General features: G+C 57.8%; 12 protein-coding genes. 7 read left to right on the top strand and 5 right to left on the bottom strand.

The window, feature by feature from the left end; all coding sequences use genetic code 11:
* Nucleotides 1–83: 83 nt before the first annotated feature.
* A complete protein-coding gene (locus tag GT756_RS01725) occupies nucleotides 84–2267 on the top strand; it encodes a TonB-dependent siderophore receptor (RefSeq protein ID WP_160124530.1) in 2184 nt (727 codons plus the stop codon).
* Between the two features lie 98 nt (nucleotides 2268–2365).
* Nucleotides 2366–2764, top strand: a complete 399-nt coding sequence (gene yciA, locus GT756_RS01730) for an acyl-CoA thioester hydrolase YciA (RefSeq protein ID WP_002901629.1) — start codon at nucleotides 2366–2368, stop codon at nucleotides 2762–2764.
* 29 nt (nucleotides 2765–2793) lie between these two features.
* On the opposite strand, the gene GT756_RS01735 is transcribed toward yciA, so the two are convergent.
* Entirely contained in the window at nucleotides 2794–3330 is a 537-nt protein-coding gene (locus GT756_RS01735) for a YniB family protein (protein WP_004203839.1), read from the bottom strand.
* Nucleotides 3331–3518: 188 nt separating this feature from the next.
* Here GT756_RS01735 and hxpB point away from each other — a divergent pair, with 188 nt between their 5' ends.
* From hxpB to GT756_RS01755, 4 genes are all read left to right on the top strand, one after another.
* Nucleotides 3519–4187 carry a hexitol phosphatase HxpB gene (gene hxpB, locus GT756_RS01740; protein ID WP_017898668.1) on the top strand — a complete coding sequence of 223 codons (669 nt, stop codon included), beginning with the start codon at nucleotides 3519–3521 and terminating at the stop codon, nucleotides 4185–4187.
* A 149-nt stretch (nucleotides 4188–4336) separates the two neighbouring features.
* Nucleotides 4337–5098, top strand: a complete 762-nt coding sequence (kduD, locus tag GT756_RS01745; protein ID WP_032455866.1) for a 2-dehydro-3-deoxy-D-gluconate 5-dehydrogenase KduD — start codon at nucleotides 4337–4339, stop codon at nucleotides 5096–5098.
* Nucleotides 5099–5189: 91 nt separating this feature from the next.
* The gene (locus GT756_RS01750) at nucleotides 5190–5780 is read left to right on the top strand and encodes a metal-dependent hydrolase (RefSeq protein WP_004203834.1); all 591 of its coding nucleotides are present in this window, start codon (nucleotides 5190–5192) and stop codon (nucleotides 5778–5780) included.
* 135 nt (nucleotides 5781–5915) lie between these two features.
* Nucleotides 5916–7307, top strand: a complete 1392-nt coding sequence (locus GT756_RS01755; RefSeq protein ID WP_017898666.1) for an L-cystine transporter — start codon at nucleotides 5916–5918, stop codon at nucleotides 7305–7307.
* A 57-nt stretch (nucleotides 7308–7364) separates the two neighbouring features.
* Here GT756_RS01755 and cedA read toward each other — a convergent pair whose 3' ends face one another.
* A complete protein-coding gene (cedA, locus tag GT756_RS01760) occupies nucleotides 7365–7619 on the bottom strand; it encodes a cell division activator CedA (protein ID WP_008807754.1) in 255 nt (84 codons plus the stop codon).
* Between the two features lie 190 nt (nucleotides 7620–7809).
* Between cedA and katE the strand changes: the two genes are divergently transcribed.
* Entirely contained in the window at nucleotides 7810–10068 is a 2259-nt protein-coding gene (gene katE / locus GT756_RS01765; protein WP_160124531.1) for a catalase HPII, read from the top strand.
* Nucleotides 10069–10124: 56 nt separating this feature from the next.
* Here the strand turns inward: katE and chbG are convergent, their stop codons facing one another.
* The 3 genes from chbG to chbR all read right to left on the bottom strand — a co-directional run bounded on the left by chbG (nucleotide 10125) and on the right by chbR (nucleotide 13177).
* Nucleotides 10125–10883 carry a chitin disaccharide deacetylase gene (gene chbG / locus GT756_RS01770; protein ID WP_080841124.1) on the bottom strand — a complete coding sequence of 253 codons (759 nt, stop codon included), beginning with the start codon at nucleotides 10881–10883 and terminating at the stop codon, nucleotides 10125–10127.
* A 12-nt stretch (nucleotides 10884–10895) separates the two neighbouring features.
* The gene (locus tag GT756_RS01775; protein WP_004203826.1) at nucleotides 10896–12242 is read right to left on the bottom strand and encodes a 6-phospho-beta-glucosidase; all 1347 of its coding nucleotides are present in this window, start codon (nucleotides 12240–12242) and stop codon (nucleotides 10896–10898) included.
* A 110-nt stretch (nucleotides 12243–12352) separates the two neighbouring features.
* Entirely contained in the window at nucleotides 12353–13177 is an 825-nt protein-coding gene (gene chbR, locus GT756_RS01780; RefSeq protein WP_004203825.1) for a transcriptional regulator ChbR, read from the bottom strand.
* Nucleotides 13178–13179: the final 2 nt, after the last annotated feature.

Raw genomic sequence — 13179 nt, forward strand, 5'->3', positions numbered from 1 at the left:
ATTCATCTCGTTACATTGTAATGATAATTGTTATCATTAATATTCTCGATCTCATTTTGCATTGTTTTGAAAAGGATATTTACATGAGATCGCCGCAATATTCTGTGCCCACGACCCTGGCGCTGGTCATATCCAGTCTCCTCACCCCTAACGCCTTTGCTGAAGAATCAGAACAAGATACCGAAACGATGATTGTGCGCAGTACGGCGGAAGAGGCGCTTAAGCAACAGCCCGGGGTGTCGATTATCACGGCTGAGGATATTGCTAAGCAGCCGCCGGTCAACGATCTCTCAGACATCATCCGTAAAATGCCCGGGGTGAACTTGACCGGCAACAGCGCCAGCGGCAGTCGGGGCAACAACCGCCAGATTGATATCCGCGGCATGGGGCCGGAGAACACCCTGATCCTGATAGATGGGGTACCGGTCACGTCACGTAACGCGGTTCGCTATAGCTGGCGCGGCGAACGCGATACCCGGGGCGACAGCAACTGGGTACCTGCCGAAATGGTCGAACGGATTGAAGTTCTCCGCGGTCCGGCAGCCGCGCGCTATGGTTCCGGCGCGGCGGGCGGAGTGGTCAATATCATTACCAAACGTCCGACCAGCACCTGGCACGGTTCGCTGTCTTTCTTCACCAACCAGCCGGAAAACAACAAAGAAGGCACGACCAATCGCGCTAACTTCAATCTCAGCGGCCCACTGGCCGGCGAGGCGCTGACGATGCGCCTGTATGGCAATATCAATAAAACGGAACCCGACGCCTGGGATATTAACCATGCGCAAAACGGCTCTTACGCTGCGGGGCGCGAAGGGGTCCGCAATAAAGACATTAACGCGCTACTGTCATGGAAAATGACCCCGCAACAGATCCTCGATTTCAGCTACGCCTATAGCCGTCAGGGGAATATCTATGCTGGCGATACCCAGTACAGCAACGGCAATCTTAGCCCGAACGGGCTGGTGGACTCCCTGTACGGCCACGAAACTAATCGCCTCTATCGCCAGTCCTGGGGACTCACCTACAACGGTCTATGGGATTGGGGCCAGTCCAAAGCCGGTGTTTACTACGAGAAAACCAACAATACCCGCCTGCAGGAAGGCTCTACCGGCCGCGTCGAAGGCATGATCAACAGTGAAGATTATGCCACCAGCCGTCTGGAATCCTGGCGTACTACCTCGGAATTCAATGTGCCTTTCTTCTGGCTGGCGGACCAGACGCTGACGCTGGGAATGGAATGGAACCATGATCAGCTTGACGACCCGGCATCAATGCAGGCCACTAACAGCAACGGCGAGACTATCCCTGGGACCTCGGGCGACCCTACGCAACGCAGTACCAAAAACAGCGCCACCCTCACCGGTATCTATCTGGAAGATAATATCGAAGCCGTGCCCGGCACCAATCTGATCCCCGGCATTCGTTTCGATTATCATAATCAGTTTGGCAGCAACTGGAGCCCAAGCCTCAATTTGTCTCAGGCGCTGGGCGATATGTTCACGCTGAAGGCCGGTATCGCGCGGGTGTTTAAAGCGCCTAACCTTTATCAATCCAGTGAAGGCTATCTGCTCTCCACCCGCGGCAACGGTTGTCCAAACACTATCGCCGAAGGCAGCTGCTATCTGCTGGGCAACCCTGACCTCGACCCGGAAATCAGTATTAACAAAGAGATCGGTATCGAATTTAACCTTAATGGCTACGCTGCCGGGGTCACCTGGTTCCGCAACGATTACAAAAACAAAATCGTCTCCGGAACCGAGGTGCTGGGCTATACCTCCAGCGGCAATAATATCCTGCAATGGCAGAACGGCGGCAAAGCAGTAGTCGAGGGGCTGGAAGGCAATCTGCTGATCCCGGTGCTGGCTGATATCCTAAGCTGGCGGACCAATGCCACCTGGATGTTCAAATCTGAAAGTAAAGAGACAGGCAACCCGCTGTCGGTTATCCCGAAATATACCGTTAACACGATGCTCGACTGGCAGGTAAACAACGCCCTGTCGGCGAATGTCAACTGGACGCTTTATGGCCGTCAGAAGCCGCGTCAGTATGCAGAGATCCGCAACGAAACCGGAACCCTTGCCACCACCGAGGTTGGCGCCTATTCCATCGTGGGGATCGGCACCCAGTATCAGCTCAACCGGGATATTCGCCTGAATGCCGGCATAAGTAACCTCTTTGATAAGCAACTGTATCGCGAAAATGCCGGCGCCTCGACCTACAATGAGCCTGGACGCGCGTATTACGCCGGAGTGACCCTCTCTTTCTGAACCACTGCGCCCGCCTCCGCGGGCGCCAGCCCTATTCTCTCTACGCCGTTTTCATAGTAGCATCCCGCTGATCGTCTTTGACCACAACAGAGTAGAGCATGACAACAACAGATCTCGCCCCGAAGGGCGAAATGGTTTTACGCACCCTGGCAATGCCGGCAGATACCAATGCCAACGGGGACATTTTTGGCGGCTGGCTGATGTCGCAGATGGATATCGGCGGCGCCATTATGGCCAAAGAGATCGCCCAGGGTCGCGTGGTGACCGTGCGCGTGGATGGGATGACCTTTTTACGCCCGGTGGCCGTAGGCGACGTGGTGTGCTGCTATGCCCGCTGCGTGAAGCGCGGCAATACCTCAGTGACCATTAACATCGAAGTGTGGGTGAAAAAAGTCTCTTCAGAACCGATTGGCCAGCGCTACAAGGCGACGGAAGCGCTGTTTATCTACGTTGCCGTCGATAATCAGGGTAAACCCCGCCCTCTGCCGGCCGAATAAGATGGCGCCCGGCTAACCGGGCACCTGGCTTAGAGAAAGCCCAGCAGCGAGAAGAAGAAGTAGCCGATAACAATCACCATCACCGGCAGCACGTACAGCGGGAAATACTGCACCAGGATCGTATGTCGCGGCACCACAATGCGTTCGGCGAGCTGCTCGCGAGTTAACCCTTCCGCGCCTTTCGCCTGCTCGAGGATCAGCTGATCCTCAATCCCCTCGCGGAGAAATTTCGCCTGCCGCGCCATCCGCGCGCCGGAGGCCTGCAGCGCCATGCCGACGAACACCAGAATGAAGATAATCCAGAAGCCGATGTTCAGGCTATGGTGAAAATCCGGCAGCGGTGAGTTGTACCAGAAAAAGTTCAGGAACGGCGTGTTAAAGCGCATCATCTCAATCATGACGTGCGCAAAATCCATCATTACCGCGTCAATGCCGGGTTTCTTTTCACTGTGCTCATACATAAATTTGAGGACAGAAATCAGCGTCGACAGCACGGCGGGAATAAAGATGACCCATCCCAAAATACGTTTGATGACCGCAATGCGTCCAGCTTGTTGGTACGTCATGAGTTCCCCTTGTTAAAGACGCGTTAGTGGTTCGCCTGCCGCCCGTTGCGTGGCGCAGGCGCCCCTCGCTTACCCGAATGTGTCGGGTATAAGTCTATCTTCCACGGCGAATTTCGCCCAATAACGCGCGGTATGATATACCATGAATGCCGATTCGTTTATCTGATTACGCAACAGGAGAAGGACATATGTCAGCGAAGCGCCGCATTGAGGCTGCGATTTTTGATATGGACGGGTTGCTGATTGACTCTGAGCCGCTTTGGGATCAGGCGGAGGTCGAGGTCATGGAGAGCCTGGGGGTGGATACCCGCCGCCGCGATGAACTGCCCGACCTGCTGGGTCTGCGAATCGACCTGGTGGTGGATCTGTGGTACGCGCAGCAGCCGTGGCGCGGCGTAGACCGCGCAGAAGCCACCGCGCGCATTATCCGTCGCGCCATCGAACTGGTTGAAGCCTCACGTCCGCTGCTGCCGGGGGTGCGCGAGGCGGTGGCCCTGTGCAAAGCCCAGGGGTTGAAGGTAGGGCTGGCCTCAGCCTCGCCGCTGGTGATGCTGGAGAAAGTGCTCAATATGTTCGAGCTGCGCGACCAGTTTGATGCCCTCGCCTCGGCGGAGCATCTGCCCTGGAGCAAACCGCACCCGCAGGTGTATCTCAACTGCGCCGCCGCCCTCGGGGTCGACCCACAGCGCTGTGTCGCGCTGGAGGACTCGGTCAACGGCATGATCGCCAGCAAAGCTGCGCGCATGCGCGCTATCGTCGTGCCGGAAGCAGAGAACAGCCGCGACCCGCGCTTCGTGCTGGCGGACGTCAAGCTGCCGTCACTGCAGGCCCTGACCGTCGAGGCGCTGCTCGGGTAAGACCGCTGGCGGGTGACGCGATCGCCGCCACCCGCCAGCAAAGAAAATCAAAACATCGTTTCATTTTAATTGTAATTTTATTTTCCTGCCTCTATGCTGGGTACAGGTGGCGTCATCGTACGCCTGAAGATCAGCACACAGAGGTGAATATGGTACTGAACGCCTTCGACCTGACGGGTAAGGTCGCCATCGTGACCGGTTGCGATACCGGCCTGGGACAGGGAATGACGCTGGGCCTGGCGCAGGCCGGATGCGATATCGTCGGCATCAACCGCAAAATTCCCCACGACACGGCCGCGCAGGTTCAGGCGCTGGGCCGCCGCTTTCATGCCATTCAGGCGGATCTCAGCCAACAGGATGATATGACCGTTTTGGTCGACCAGGCGGTGGCGGCGATGGGCCGGGTCGATATTCTGGTCAACAACGCCGGGATTATCCGCCGCCATGATGCCCTGACCTTCACGGAAAGTGACTGGGATGCGGTGATCGATCTGAATCTGAAAGCAGTTTTTTTCCTCTGCCAGGCGGTCGCCAGGCAGTTCATTCGCCAGGGTGAAGGCGGGAAAATCGTTAACATCGCCTCGATGCTCTCGTTTCAGGGCGGGATCCGCGTCCCCTCCTATACCGCCTCGAAAAGCGGCGTGCTGGGGCTGACCCGCCTGCTGGCTAACGAATGGGCTGGTCAGGGTATCAACGTCAACGCCATTGCGCCCGGGTATATGGCCACCAATAACACCCAGGCGCTGCGCGAAGATGAGGAGCGCAACCAGGCAATCCTTGAGCGTATCCCCGCCGGTCGCTGGGGTGTGCCGGATGACCTGCAGGGGCCGGTGGTGTTTCTTGCCTCGTCCGCCGCCGACTATATTCACGGCTATACCCTGGCCGTCGACGGCGGATGGCTGGCGCGCTGAGAATTTGTGACAAAGAGTTACACCGTCACCTCTTCCGTGCACTGTATAAAAACCCTATACTGTATGAATCGACAGTTTAGGGTGTGTTATCATGACGGCGGAAGGCCATCTCTTCTTTTCAATCGCCTGCGCAGTATTTGCCAAAAACGCAGAGTTAACGCCGGTGCTGGCGCAGGGCGACTGGTGGCATATTGTGCCCTCCGCGGTCTTGACCTGCCTGCTGCCGGACATCGATCACCCAAAGTCGTTTCTTGGCCAGCGGCTGAGCTGGATCTCAAAGCCCGTGGCGCGGGCCTTTGGCCACCGCGGCTTCACCCACAGCCTGCTGGCGGTGTTTGGCGCGCTGACGCTATTCTACCTCAAGGTGCCTGACAGCTGGATTGTCCCGGCGGACGCCCTCCAGGGCCTGGTGCTGGGCTATCTCAGCCACATCCTTGCCGATATGCTCACCCCAGCCGGGGTGCCGCTGCTGTGGCCCTGCCGCTGGCGCTTTCGGCTACCGATCCTTGCGCCGCGCAAAGGCAACCAGCTGGAGCGCGCCTTATGCATGGCGCTGTTCATCTATGCCGTCTGGATGCCGCAGACGCTGGCGGACAACACCGCGATACGCTGGTCTTCCGGGGTGATTAATTCCCTGCAGATCACTTTCAATCGCTTCATAAGTCACCAGAGTGGGCGATAAACCGACAGAAAACACCTTTTGGTTATAACCCATTCCATTTGAATATAAGTCCTTGATAACGCCTTCTGCTAACCTTGCGGTCATAAGAGCTGGTTATCCACCAGCCCAGGTTATAAAAATATCAGGAGAACGGGGATGAACTTTCCATTAATAGCGAACGTAGTCGTGTTCGCCGTATTGTTGTTTGCGCTGGGGCAAACGCGCCATAAACAGTGGAGCCTGGCCAGGAAGGTCCTGGTCGGCCTGGCGATTGGCGTGATCTTTGGTCTGGCACTACAGCTGATCTATGGGTCTGACAGCCAGGTGCTGAAGGATTCCATCCAGTGGTTTAATATCGTCGGCAACGGTTATGTCCAGCTGCTGCAAATGATCGTTATGCCGCTGGTCTTCGCGTCAATCCTTAGCGCGGTGGCTCGCCTGCACAATGCCTCGCAGCTGGGGAAAATCAGCTTCCTGAGCATCGGGACTCTGTTGTTCACCACCCTGATCGCCGCTCTGGTTGGCGTGCTGGTGACTAACATGTTCGGCCTCACCGCCGAGGGACTGGTCCAGGGCAGCGCGGAGACCGCCCGTCTGAACGCCATTCAGAGCAACTATGTGGGTAAAGTGGCCGATCTCAGCGTCCCGCAGCTGATCCTCTCCTTCGTGCCGAAGAACCCGTTTGCTGACCTGACCGGGGCTAACCCGACCTCGATCATCAGCATCGTCATTTTCTCGGCGTTCCTCGGCGTCGCAGCCCTGAAGCTGCTGAAAGAGGATGTGGAAAAAGGCCAGCGCGTCCTGACCGCCATTGATACCCTGCAGGGCTGGGTGATGAAGCTGGTTCGTCTGGTGATGCAGCTGACCCCTTACGGCGTTCTGGCGCTGATGACCAAAGTGGTTGCCGGGTCGAATCTGCAGGATATCATCAAGCTTGGCGGCTTCGTGGTGGCCTCGTACATCGCGCTGGGCATCATGTTTATCGTCCACGGCCTGCTGCTGGCGATTAACGGCGTCAGCCCGCTGAAGTATTTCCGTAAAGTCTGGCCGGTGATCACCTTCGCCTTCACCAGCCGCTCCAGCGCTGCCTCCATTCCGCTGAACGTGGAAGCACAGACCCGTCGTCTCGGCGTACCGGAGTCGATTGCCAGCTTCTCCGCTTCCTTTGGCGCCACCATTGGTCAGAACGGCTGCGCCGGTATCTACCCGGCCATGCTGGCGGTGATGGTCGCACCGACCGTAGGCATCAACCCGCTGGATCCGATGTGGATTGCCACCCTCGTGGGCATCGTCACCGTCAGCTCGGCGGGCGTCGCCGGAGTGGGCGGCGGGGCCACCTTCGCCGCGCTGATCGTCCTGCCGGCGATGGGCCTGCCGGTGACCCTCGTGGCGCTGCTGATCTCCGTCGAGCCGCTGATCGATATGGGACGTACCGCGCTGAACGTTAACGGCTCCATGACCGCCGGGACGCTGACCAGCCAGTGGCTGCGCCAGACCGACAAGTCGATTTTCGATAGCGAAGAAGAAGCCGAACTGGCGCATCGCTAAACGGTAAGCACAAAAAAACCGCTGATAATCAGCGGTTTTTTTATTTCTGCAGCAGACTCAGGCTTCAATCTCTCCTTCCTGACGCACCTGGTTAGCCCAGCGCTGCGCCGACTCCGGCACGCTGAACGCCGGTGAACGGCGAAAATGCTCTCCCATCAGCAGAAAGGCGACATACTTCCCGCGCAAAATCCAGACATCGCGAAAATGGTCCATTTTCACGGCATGTTCCGGGGGCGCAGGCTCCACGCGCGGCACGTAGCTAATGACAGGGCGATTTTGTTGGCGCAATGGTTTCATAACAAATGGATTCACTAAGCAAAGCGGGAAACAGAAACCTCTATCATAGCCGATCGTGGCCCCGTTCGTCGCCCCCCTGCCGCCGATGCGCATTTTAGGATAACTCCCTGCCCCCTGGCCGGGCGCAGGCAGCGTAATGTTCTATAGTTAGAAGGGTTTTGGTTTATCAACGACCACTTTTAGCAATGAAAGCAGGAGACGAGCAATGTCTGATAAGCACCCAAACCCTCACCACCAGCAGGCACCGGTCCACGGCAGCGAGGAAGCGCAGCCGGGTCTCGACTCGCTGGCGCCGGATGACCGGGAGTGGCGCCCCACGCCGAAACCCACCGCCCCTGGCGCTGAACCGACCGCCCCTGGCAGCCTGAAAACGCCTGATACCCACAGCAAAAAACTCGATGCCCTGGAGCCACAGCGCAAAGGCGGAGAAGACTATCCGCTGACCACTAACCAGGGCGTGCGCATTGCCGACGATCAGAACTCGCTGCGCGCCGGTACCCGCGGCCCAACGCTGCTGGAAGATTTCATTCTGCGGGAGAAGATCACCCACTTCGACCACGAGCGAATTCCGGAGCGTATCGTTCATGCCCGCGGCTCAGCAGCCCACGGCTACTTCCAGCCCTACAAAAGCCTGACAGCCTTGACCAAAGCCGATTTTCTCTCGGCAGCCGATAAAATCACCCCGGTCTTTGTGCGCTTCTCCACCGTGCAGGGCGGCGCGGGGTCGGCGGACACCGTTCGTGATATTCGCGGCTTCGCCACCAAGTTTTACACCGACGAGGGGATTTTTGACCTCGTCGGCAACAACACCCCGGTTTTCTTTATCCAGGACGCGCTGAAGTTTCCCGACTTTGTCCACGCCGTGAAGCCTGAGCCCCACTGGGCCATCCCCCAGGGACAAAGCGCTCACGATACGTTCTGGGACTATGTTTCCCTGCAGCCGGAAACGCTGCACAACGTGATGTGGGCGATGTCCGATCGCGGCATCCCGCGCAGCTATCGCACCATGGAAGGCTTTGGCATCCACACCTTCCGCCTGATCAATGCCGAGGGCAAAGCCACCTTTGTTCGCTTCCACTGGAAACCGGTCGCCGGCAAGGCGTCGCTGGTATGGGATGAAGCGCAGAAGCTGACCGGCCGTGACCCCGATTTTCATCGCCGCGATCTATGGGAGGCCATTGAAGCCGGGGACTACCCGGAATTTGAGCTCGGCCTGCAGCTGATCCCCGAAGAGAATGAATTTGATTTTGACTTCGACCTGTTAGATCCCACCAAACTGATCCCCGAGGCGCTGGTGCCGGTGCAACGGGTCGGCAAAATGGTCCTCAACCGCAACCCGGACAACTTCTTTGCCGAAAACGAACAGGCGGCCTTCCATCCAGGGCATATCGTCCCGGGCATCGATTTCAGCAACGATCCGCTGCTGCAGGGGCGCCTCTTCTCCTACACCGATACCCAGATAAGCCGCCTCGGCGGACCGAATTTCCATGAAATCCCGATCAACCGGCCGACCTGCCCGTACCACAACTTCCAGCGCGACGGTATGCACCGGATGGAGATTGACACCAACCCGGCCAACTACGAACCCAACTCGATCAACGATAACTGGCCGCGCGAGACGCCGCCAGCCGCCAAACGCGGCGGTTTTGAGTCCCTCGCCGAGCGCGTCGACGGCGAGAAGATCCGTCAGCGCAGCCCGTCATTCGGCGAATATTACGCACAGCCGCGTCTGTTCTGGCTGAGCCAGACGCCGATTGAGCAGCAGCATATTATCGATGGCTTCAGCTTCGAGCTTAGCAAAGTGGTCCGCACCTGGATCCGCGAGCGGGTGGTCGATCACCTGGCCCATATTGATACCCGGCTGGCGGAAACGGTCGGGGCGAATTTAGGTATCGAACTGAGCGATGAGCAGCGCAGCCTCACTCTGCCCTCCCCGGTCAACGGCGTGGAGAAAGATCCCACCCTCAGCCTCTACGCGGATGCCGAAGGGGATGTGAAAGGTCGTGTGGTGGCGGTGCTGCTCAATGAGCGTACCTCGGCGCAGGATCTGGTCCATCTCCTGCAGGCGCTACAGGCCCGGGGCGTGCACAGTAAACTGCTCTATTCGCGGATGGGGGAAGTCGTCGCCGACGATGGCTCTCCCCTGCCGATCGCCGGCACCTTCGCCGGCTCCCCGTCGCTGACGGTGGATGCTGTGGTGGTGCCCGGCGGCGATCTCAGCGCCCTGAGCCAGAGCGGCGACGCGCGCTACTACCTGCTGGAGGCCTATAAGCATCTGAAGCCGATCCTGCTGGCAGGCGATGCGCGGCAGTTAACATCGGTTCTGCAGGTCCCGGCCCAGGGCGAAGAGGGCGTCAACGTCACCGATGCGCTTGACACGCCGGCGGCAGATAAACTGCTCGCCCTGATGACGGCCCACCGGGTATGGTCGAGAAGCCCGAAAATCGCCGCTATTCCGGCGTAGCAAAAAGCCCGGCACGGTGTGCCGGGCTTGACTCACTTTCCTTGCCCCCGTCGGGTTTACACGTCGCGGTAGGTTCCCAGGCGATAACCCCGGTCGGCCACGGCCGCTTTCAGCGAGGCAGACGTCAGCACATCAAGCTCGCCCAGCCGCGGGTAGCAGTAGGCGCTGCCCATGATGGTCTGGTCGACAAAGGCCGGATGACACATCACCTCCAGAGAGCGCTCCTCGCGGGCGATTGAGGCGTCCAGCGTCTGCAGGAACAGCGCCTCAGAGACGGCTTCCCCGTAAAACTCGCTGCTGAAGCCTGCGCTGCTGCGCGCCGCCTGCTGATCGAGACCGCTCTGCGCCGCTACCTGGCGATCGATACGCAACGCGATGCCCTTGTCGCGGGCAAAAGCCGCAACGATGGGATAGATCGGGGCGATCATATGTACATGGTGATGGCTGTCGAGATGCGTCGGCTCATGACCGAAGAGATCGATAAAACGACGGTACTGACACGCCAGCTCGTGGGCAATCTCCTCCAGCGGCAGGTTACCTTCTTCCGCCTGCTGCCAGATCCATTTGCCCAGCCGGCCGTCGCGGGTTAACCCCGGCATGGCCGACAGCGGTTCGCCCAGCGTCAGCACAAAGTGCATCCCGACCGCCAGCTCCGGCGTACTGCGGCTCAACTGGGCGGCGTGGTCAATAGCCGCGCCGTTGACCAGCGCCGTAGTCGATGTCACCACGCCGTTGCGGCAGGCCTCGATAATGCCGTAGTTCTGCCCTTTACTGAGGCCGAAGTCGTCGGCATTGACGATCAATACGCGTTCCATTAGCCGCTCCCGTTACGCTTTCAGTTTTTCGATCGTCGCCGCAAAGTTCGGCAGCCATTTTTCATGGGCCAGAATCATCTCCCGCGCCAGCTGCTCGGCGTCACGATCGGAATGGATCAGCGGGCTTAAGTTCAGCGCCAGCAGCACGTCGTTCAGCTCGCCGCTGATCGCCGCCTGGCTGGCCGCCACTTCAAACCCTTTGATGGTATAGATAAGCCCCAGCACCTTCTCGTCGAAATGGGTGATGCGCGGCGTCGGCTTCGCGCCATCGCGACCTAAGGTGCAGCTCATCTCGACCGCCCAGTCCGCCGGGATATTATCGATATGGCCATGATGTGGGATATTCACATAGTGCTCAGTCTGCTTATCGTTATAGATAGCGTTGATCACTTCGCATGCGGCATCGGAGTAATAGGCACCCCCGCGCTGCTCCAGCTCCTTCGGCTTGACCTTGAGATCCGGATTTTTATACAGCTCAAACAGCTGCTTCTCTACTTTCTGCACCACCTGGGCGCGCGCGCCGCCCTTATAGTACTCGCCCATCTCAATCGCCAGCATCTCTTTTGGCTTAAAGTAATAGAGCAGATAGGAGCATGGGATCAGGCGCAGAGAGCGGATTAGCCCTTCGCTGAACGGCAGGTCGAAGATATTTTTTACCGAGTTCGCGGTCAGGCGGCCGGAGGCGACGCCGTCCAGCAGTTCATCGAAGCGCGAGACGCCGTTAACCAGCACGTCGCGGACGAACACCAGGTGGTTCAGACCGAACAGGTCGATGTGCAGCTCATCGCTCGGGCTGAGCTGCAGCACGTCGGTGATGAACATCTTCATGCCGATGGGAATGTTGCACACCCCGATAAAGCGTTTGAAACTGGTGTGACGATAGACCGCCTCGGTGACCATGCCCGCCGGGTTGGTGAAGTTGATGATCCACGCGTCCGGGCAGATCTCCTGCACATCTTTCACGATGTCGAAAATCACCGGGATGGTGCGCAGCCCCTTAAACAGCCCACCCGCCCCGTTGGTCTCCTGGCCAAGATAACCGTGGCTCAGCGGGATACGCTCATCTTTTTCCCGCGCCTTCAGCTGGCCCACGCGCAGCTGGGTAGTGACGAAATCTGCGCCCTGCAGCGCCTCGCGGCGGTCCAGCGTTTTATAAACCTTCATCGGCACGCCGGCTTTTTCCACCATCCGCTCGCACAGCGCATGGATAATATCGAGCTTCTCCTGGCCCTCTTCCACATCCACCAGCCACAGCTCTGTCACCGGCAGTTCATGATAACGTTTCAGGAAACCTTCCAGTAATTCCGGGGTATAGCTGCTACCGCCGCCAATAGTGACGACTTTTAATTTCTGGCTCATCTTTTTCTCCCTTAGACGCTGCGTGTAGACGCAGGCCGCTCTCCGCATAAATGCGGACAGTTAACTTAAATTAGTTATGGTGTAAGCCTGGCGGCTAATACCGCCTGGGCTTAATTAATACTGGTCAAATGTTTTCGATAACTACTCGGTGTAAACGAGGTCAGCTTTTTAAAGGTTTTAATAAACAGGCTCGGGCTGCTGTACCCTGATTCATAGGCAATATCCGTCACCGAATAGTTGGTAATTTCCAGCTGCTTTTTGGCAAAATTGATACGGATATCGTTAATTATCTGCATCGGCGTTTTACCATAATAGCGCTGGGTCGCCCGGGTTAAATATTCCTGCGTTTTGCCCGATAGCCGAACCATATTCTCGAGGGCGCTCTCGCCAAACTCCAGTTTATCGTGCATAGCCTCAACGGTATTTTTTAACCATTGCGGGACGACGTCTGCAACCGGCTCTTCGCGATAGTGACGTAAACGGTTAATGACATAAAAGGAGACCAGCTCGATAAATTCGTCAAATTCCGTTTCGCGAAAATTGAGTGAGGCGATGACCGACTCAATGTAGCCGAGAAAAGCGCTCTGCACGGCGTAGACCTGCGACGCCACCAGGCCAAACGGCAGCAGCGGCAGATAATGTTTCTCAAAGAAGCGCCTGCTGATGCCGACGTTAAGGATGCGCGTCGCACCAAATTCATAGAAGCTCTGGTGGTGCGAACCCATCGGGATAAAGACAAAATCCCCGCGCTCCAGCAGCACCCGTTTACCATTGATCTCCTGGTAATAGCGCCCGGTTAATACGACGGTAAATTCGTAGTAATCATGCTGGTGGAGCCCGCTCACGCTTTCCGTTTTGTTATAGATGACCACATGAAAGTTCTTCCCGTTGAACAACTGCTGTTCTCTGGCGGTACTGATCTCGGTGGTCATCATCC

Source organism: Klebsiella sp. Q2 (assembly GCF_009900705.1).
In the GTDB taxonomy this organism is placed as follows: Bacteria; Pseudomonadota; Gammaproteobacteria; order Enterobacterales; family Enterobacteriaceae; genus Klebsiella; species Klebsiella quasipneumoniae.

Coding starts and splice junctions, on each gene's coding strand:
- GT756_RS01725 (WP_160124530.1), top strand. CDS start 84: ATGAGATCGCCGCAATATTCTGTGCCCACGACCCTGGCGCTGGTCATA.
- yciA (WP_002901629.1), top strand. CDS start 2,366: ATGACAACAACAGATCTCGCCCCGAAGGGCGAAATGGTTTTACGCACC.
- GT756_RS01735 (WP_004203839.1), bottom strand. CDS start 3,330: ATGACGTACCAACAAGCTGGACGCATTGCGGTCATCAAACGTATTTTG.
- hxpB (WP_017898668.1), top strand. CDS start 3,519: ATGTCAGCGAAGCGCCGCATTGAGGCTGCGATTTTTGATATGGACGGG.
- kduD (WP_032455866.1), top strand. CDS start 4,337: ATGGTACTGAACGCCTTCGACCTGACGGGTAAGGTCGCCATCGTGACC.
- GT756_RS01750 (WP_004203834.1), top strand. CDS start 5,190: ATGACGGCGGAAGGCCATCTCTTCTTTTCAATCGCCTGCGCAGTATTT.
- GT756_RS01755 (WP_017898666.1), top strand. CDS start 5,916: ATGAACTTTCCATTAATAGCGAACGTAGTCGTGTTCGCCGTATTGTTG.
- katE (WP_160124531.1), top strand. CDS start 7,810: ATGTCTGATAAGCACCCAAACCCTCACCACCAGCAGGCACCGGTCCAC.
- chbG (WP_080841124.1), bottom strand. CDS start 10,883: ATGGAACGCGTATTGATCGTCAATGCCGACGACTTCGGCCTCAGTAAA.
- GT756_RS01775 (WP_004203826.1), bottom strand. CDS start 12,242: ATGAGCCAGAAATTAAAAGTCGTCACTATTGGCGGCGGTAGCAGCTAT.
- chbR (WP_004203825.1), bottom strand. CDS start 13,177: ATGATGACCACCGAGATCAGTACCGCCAGAGAACAGCAGTTGTTCAAC.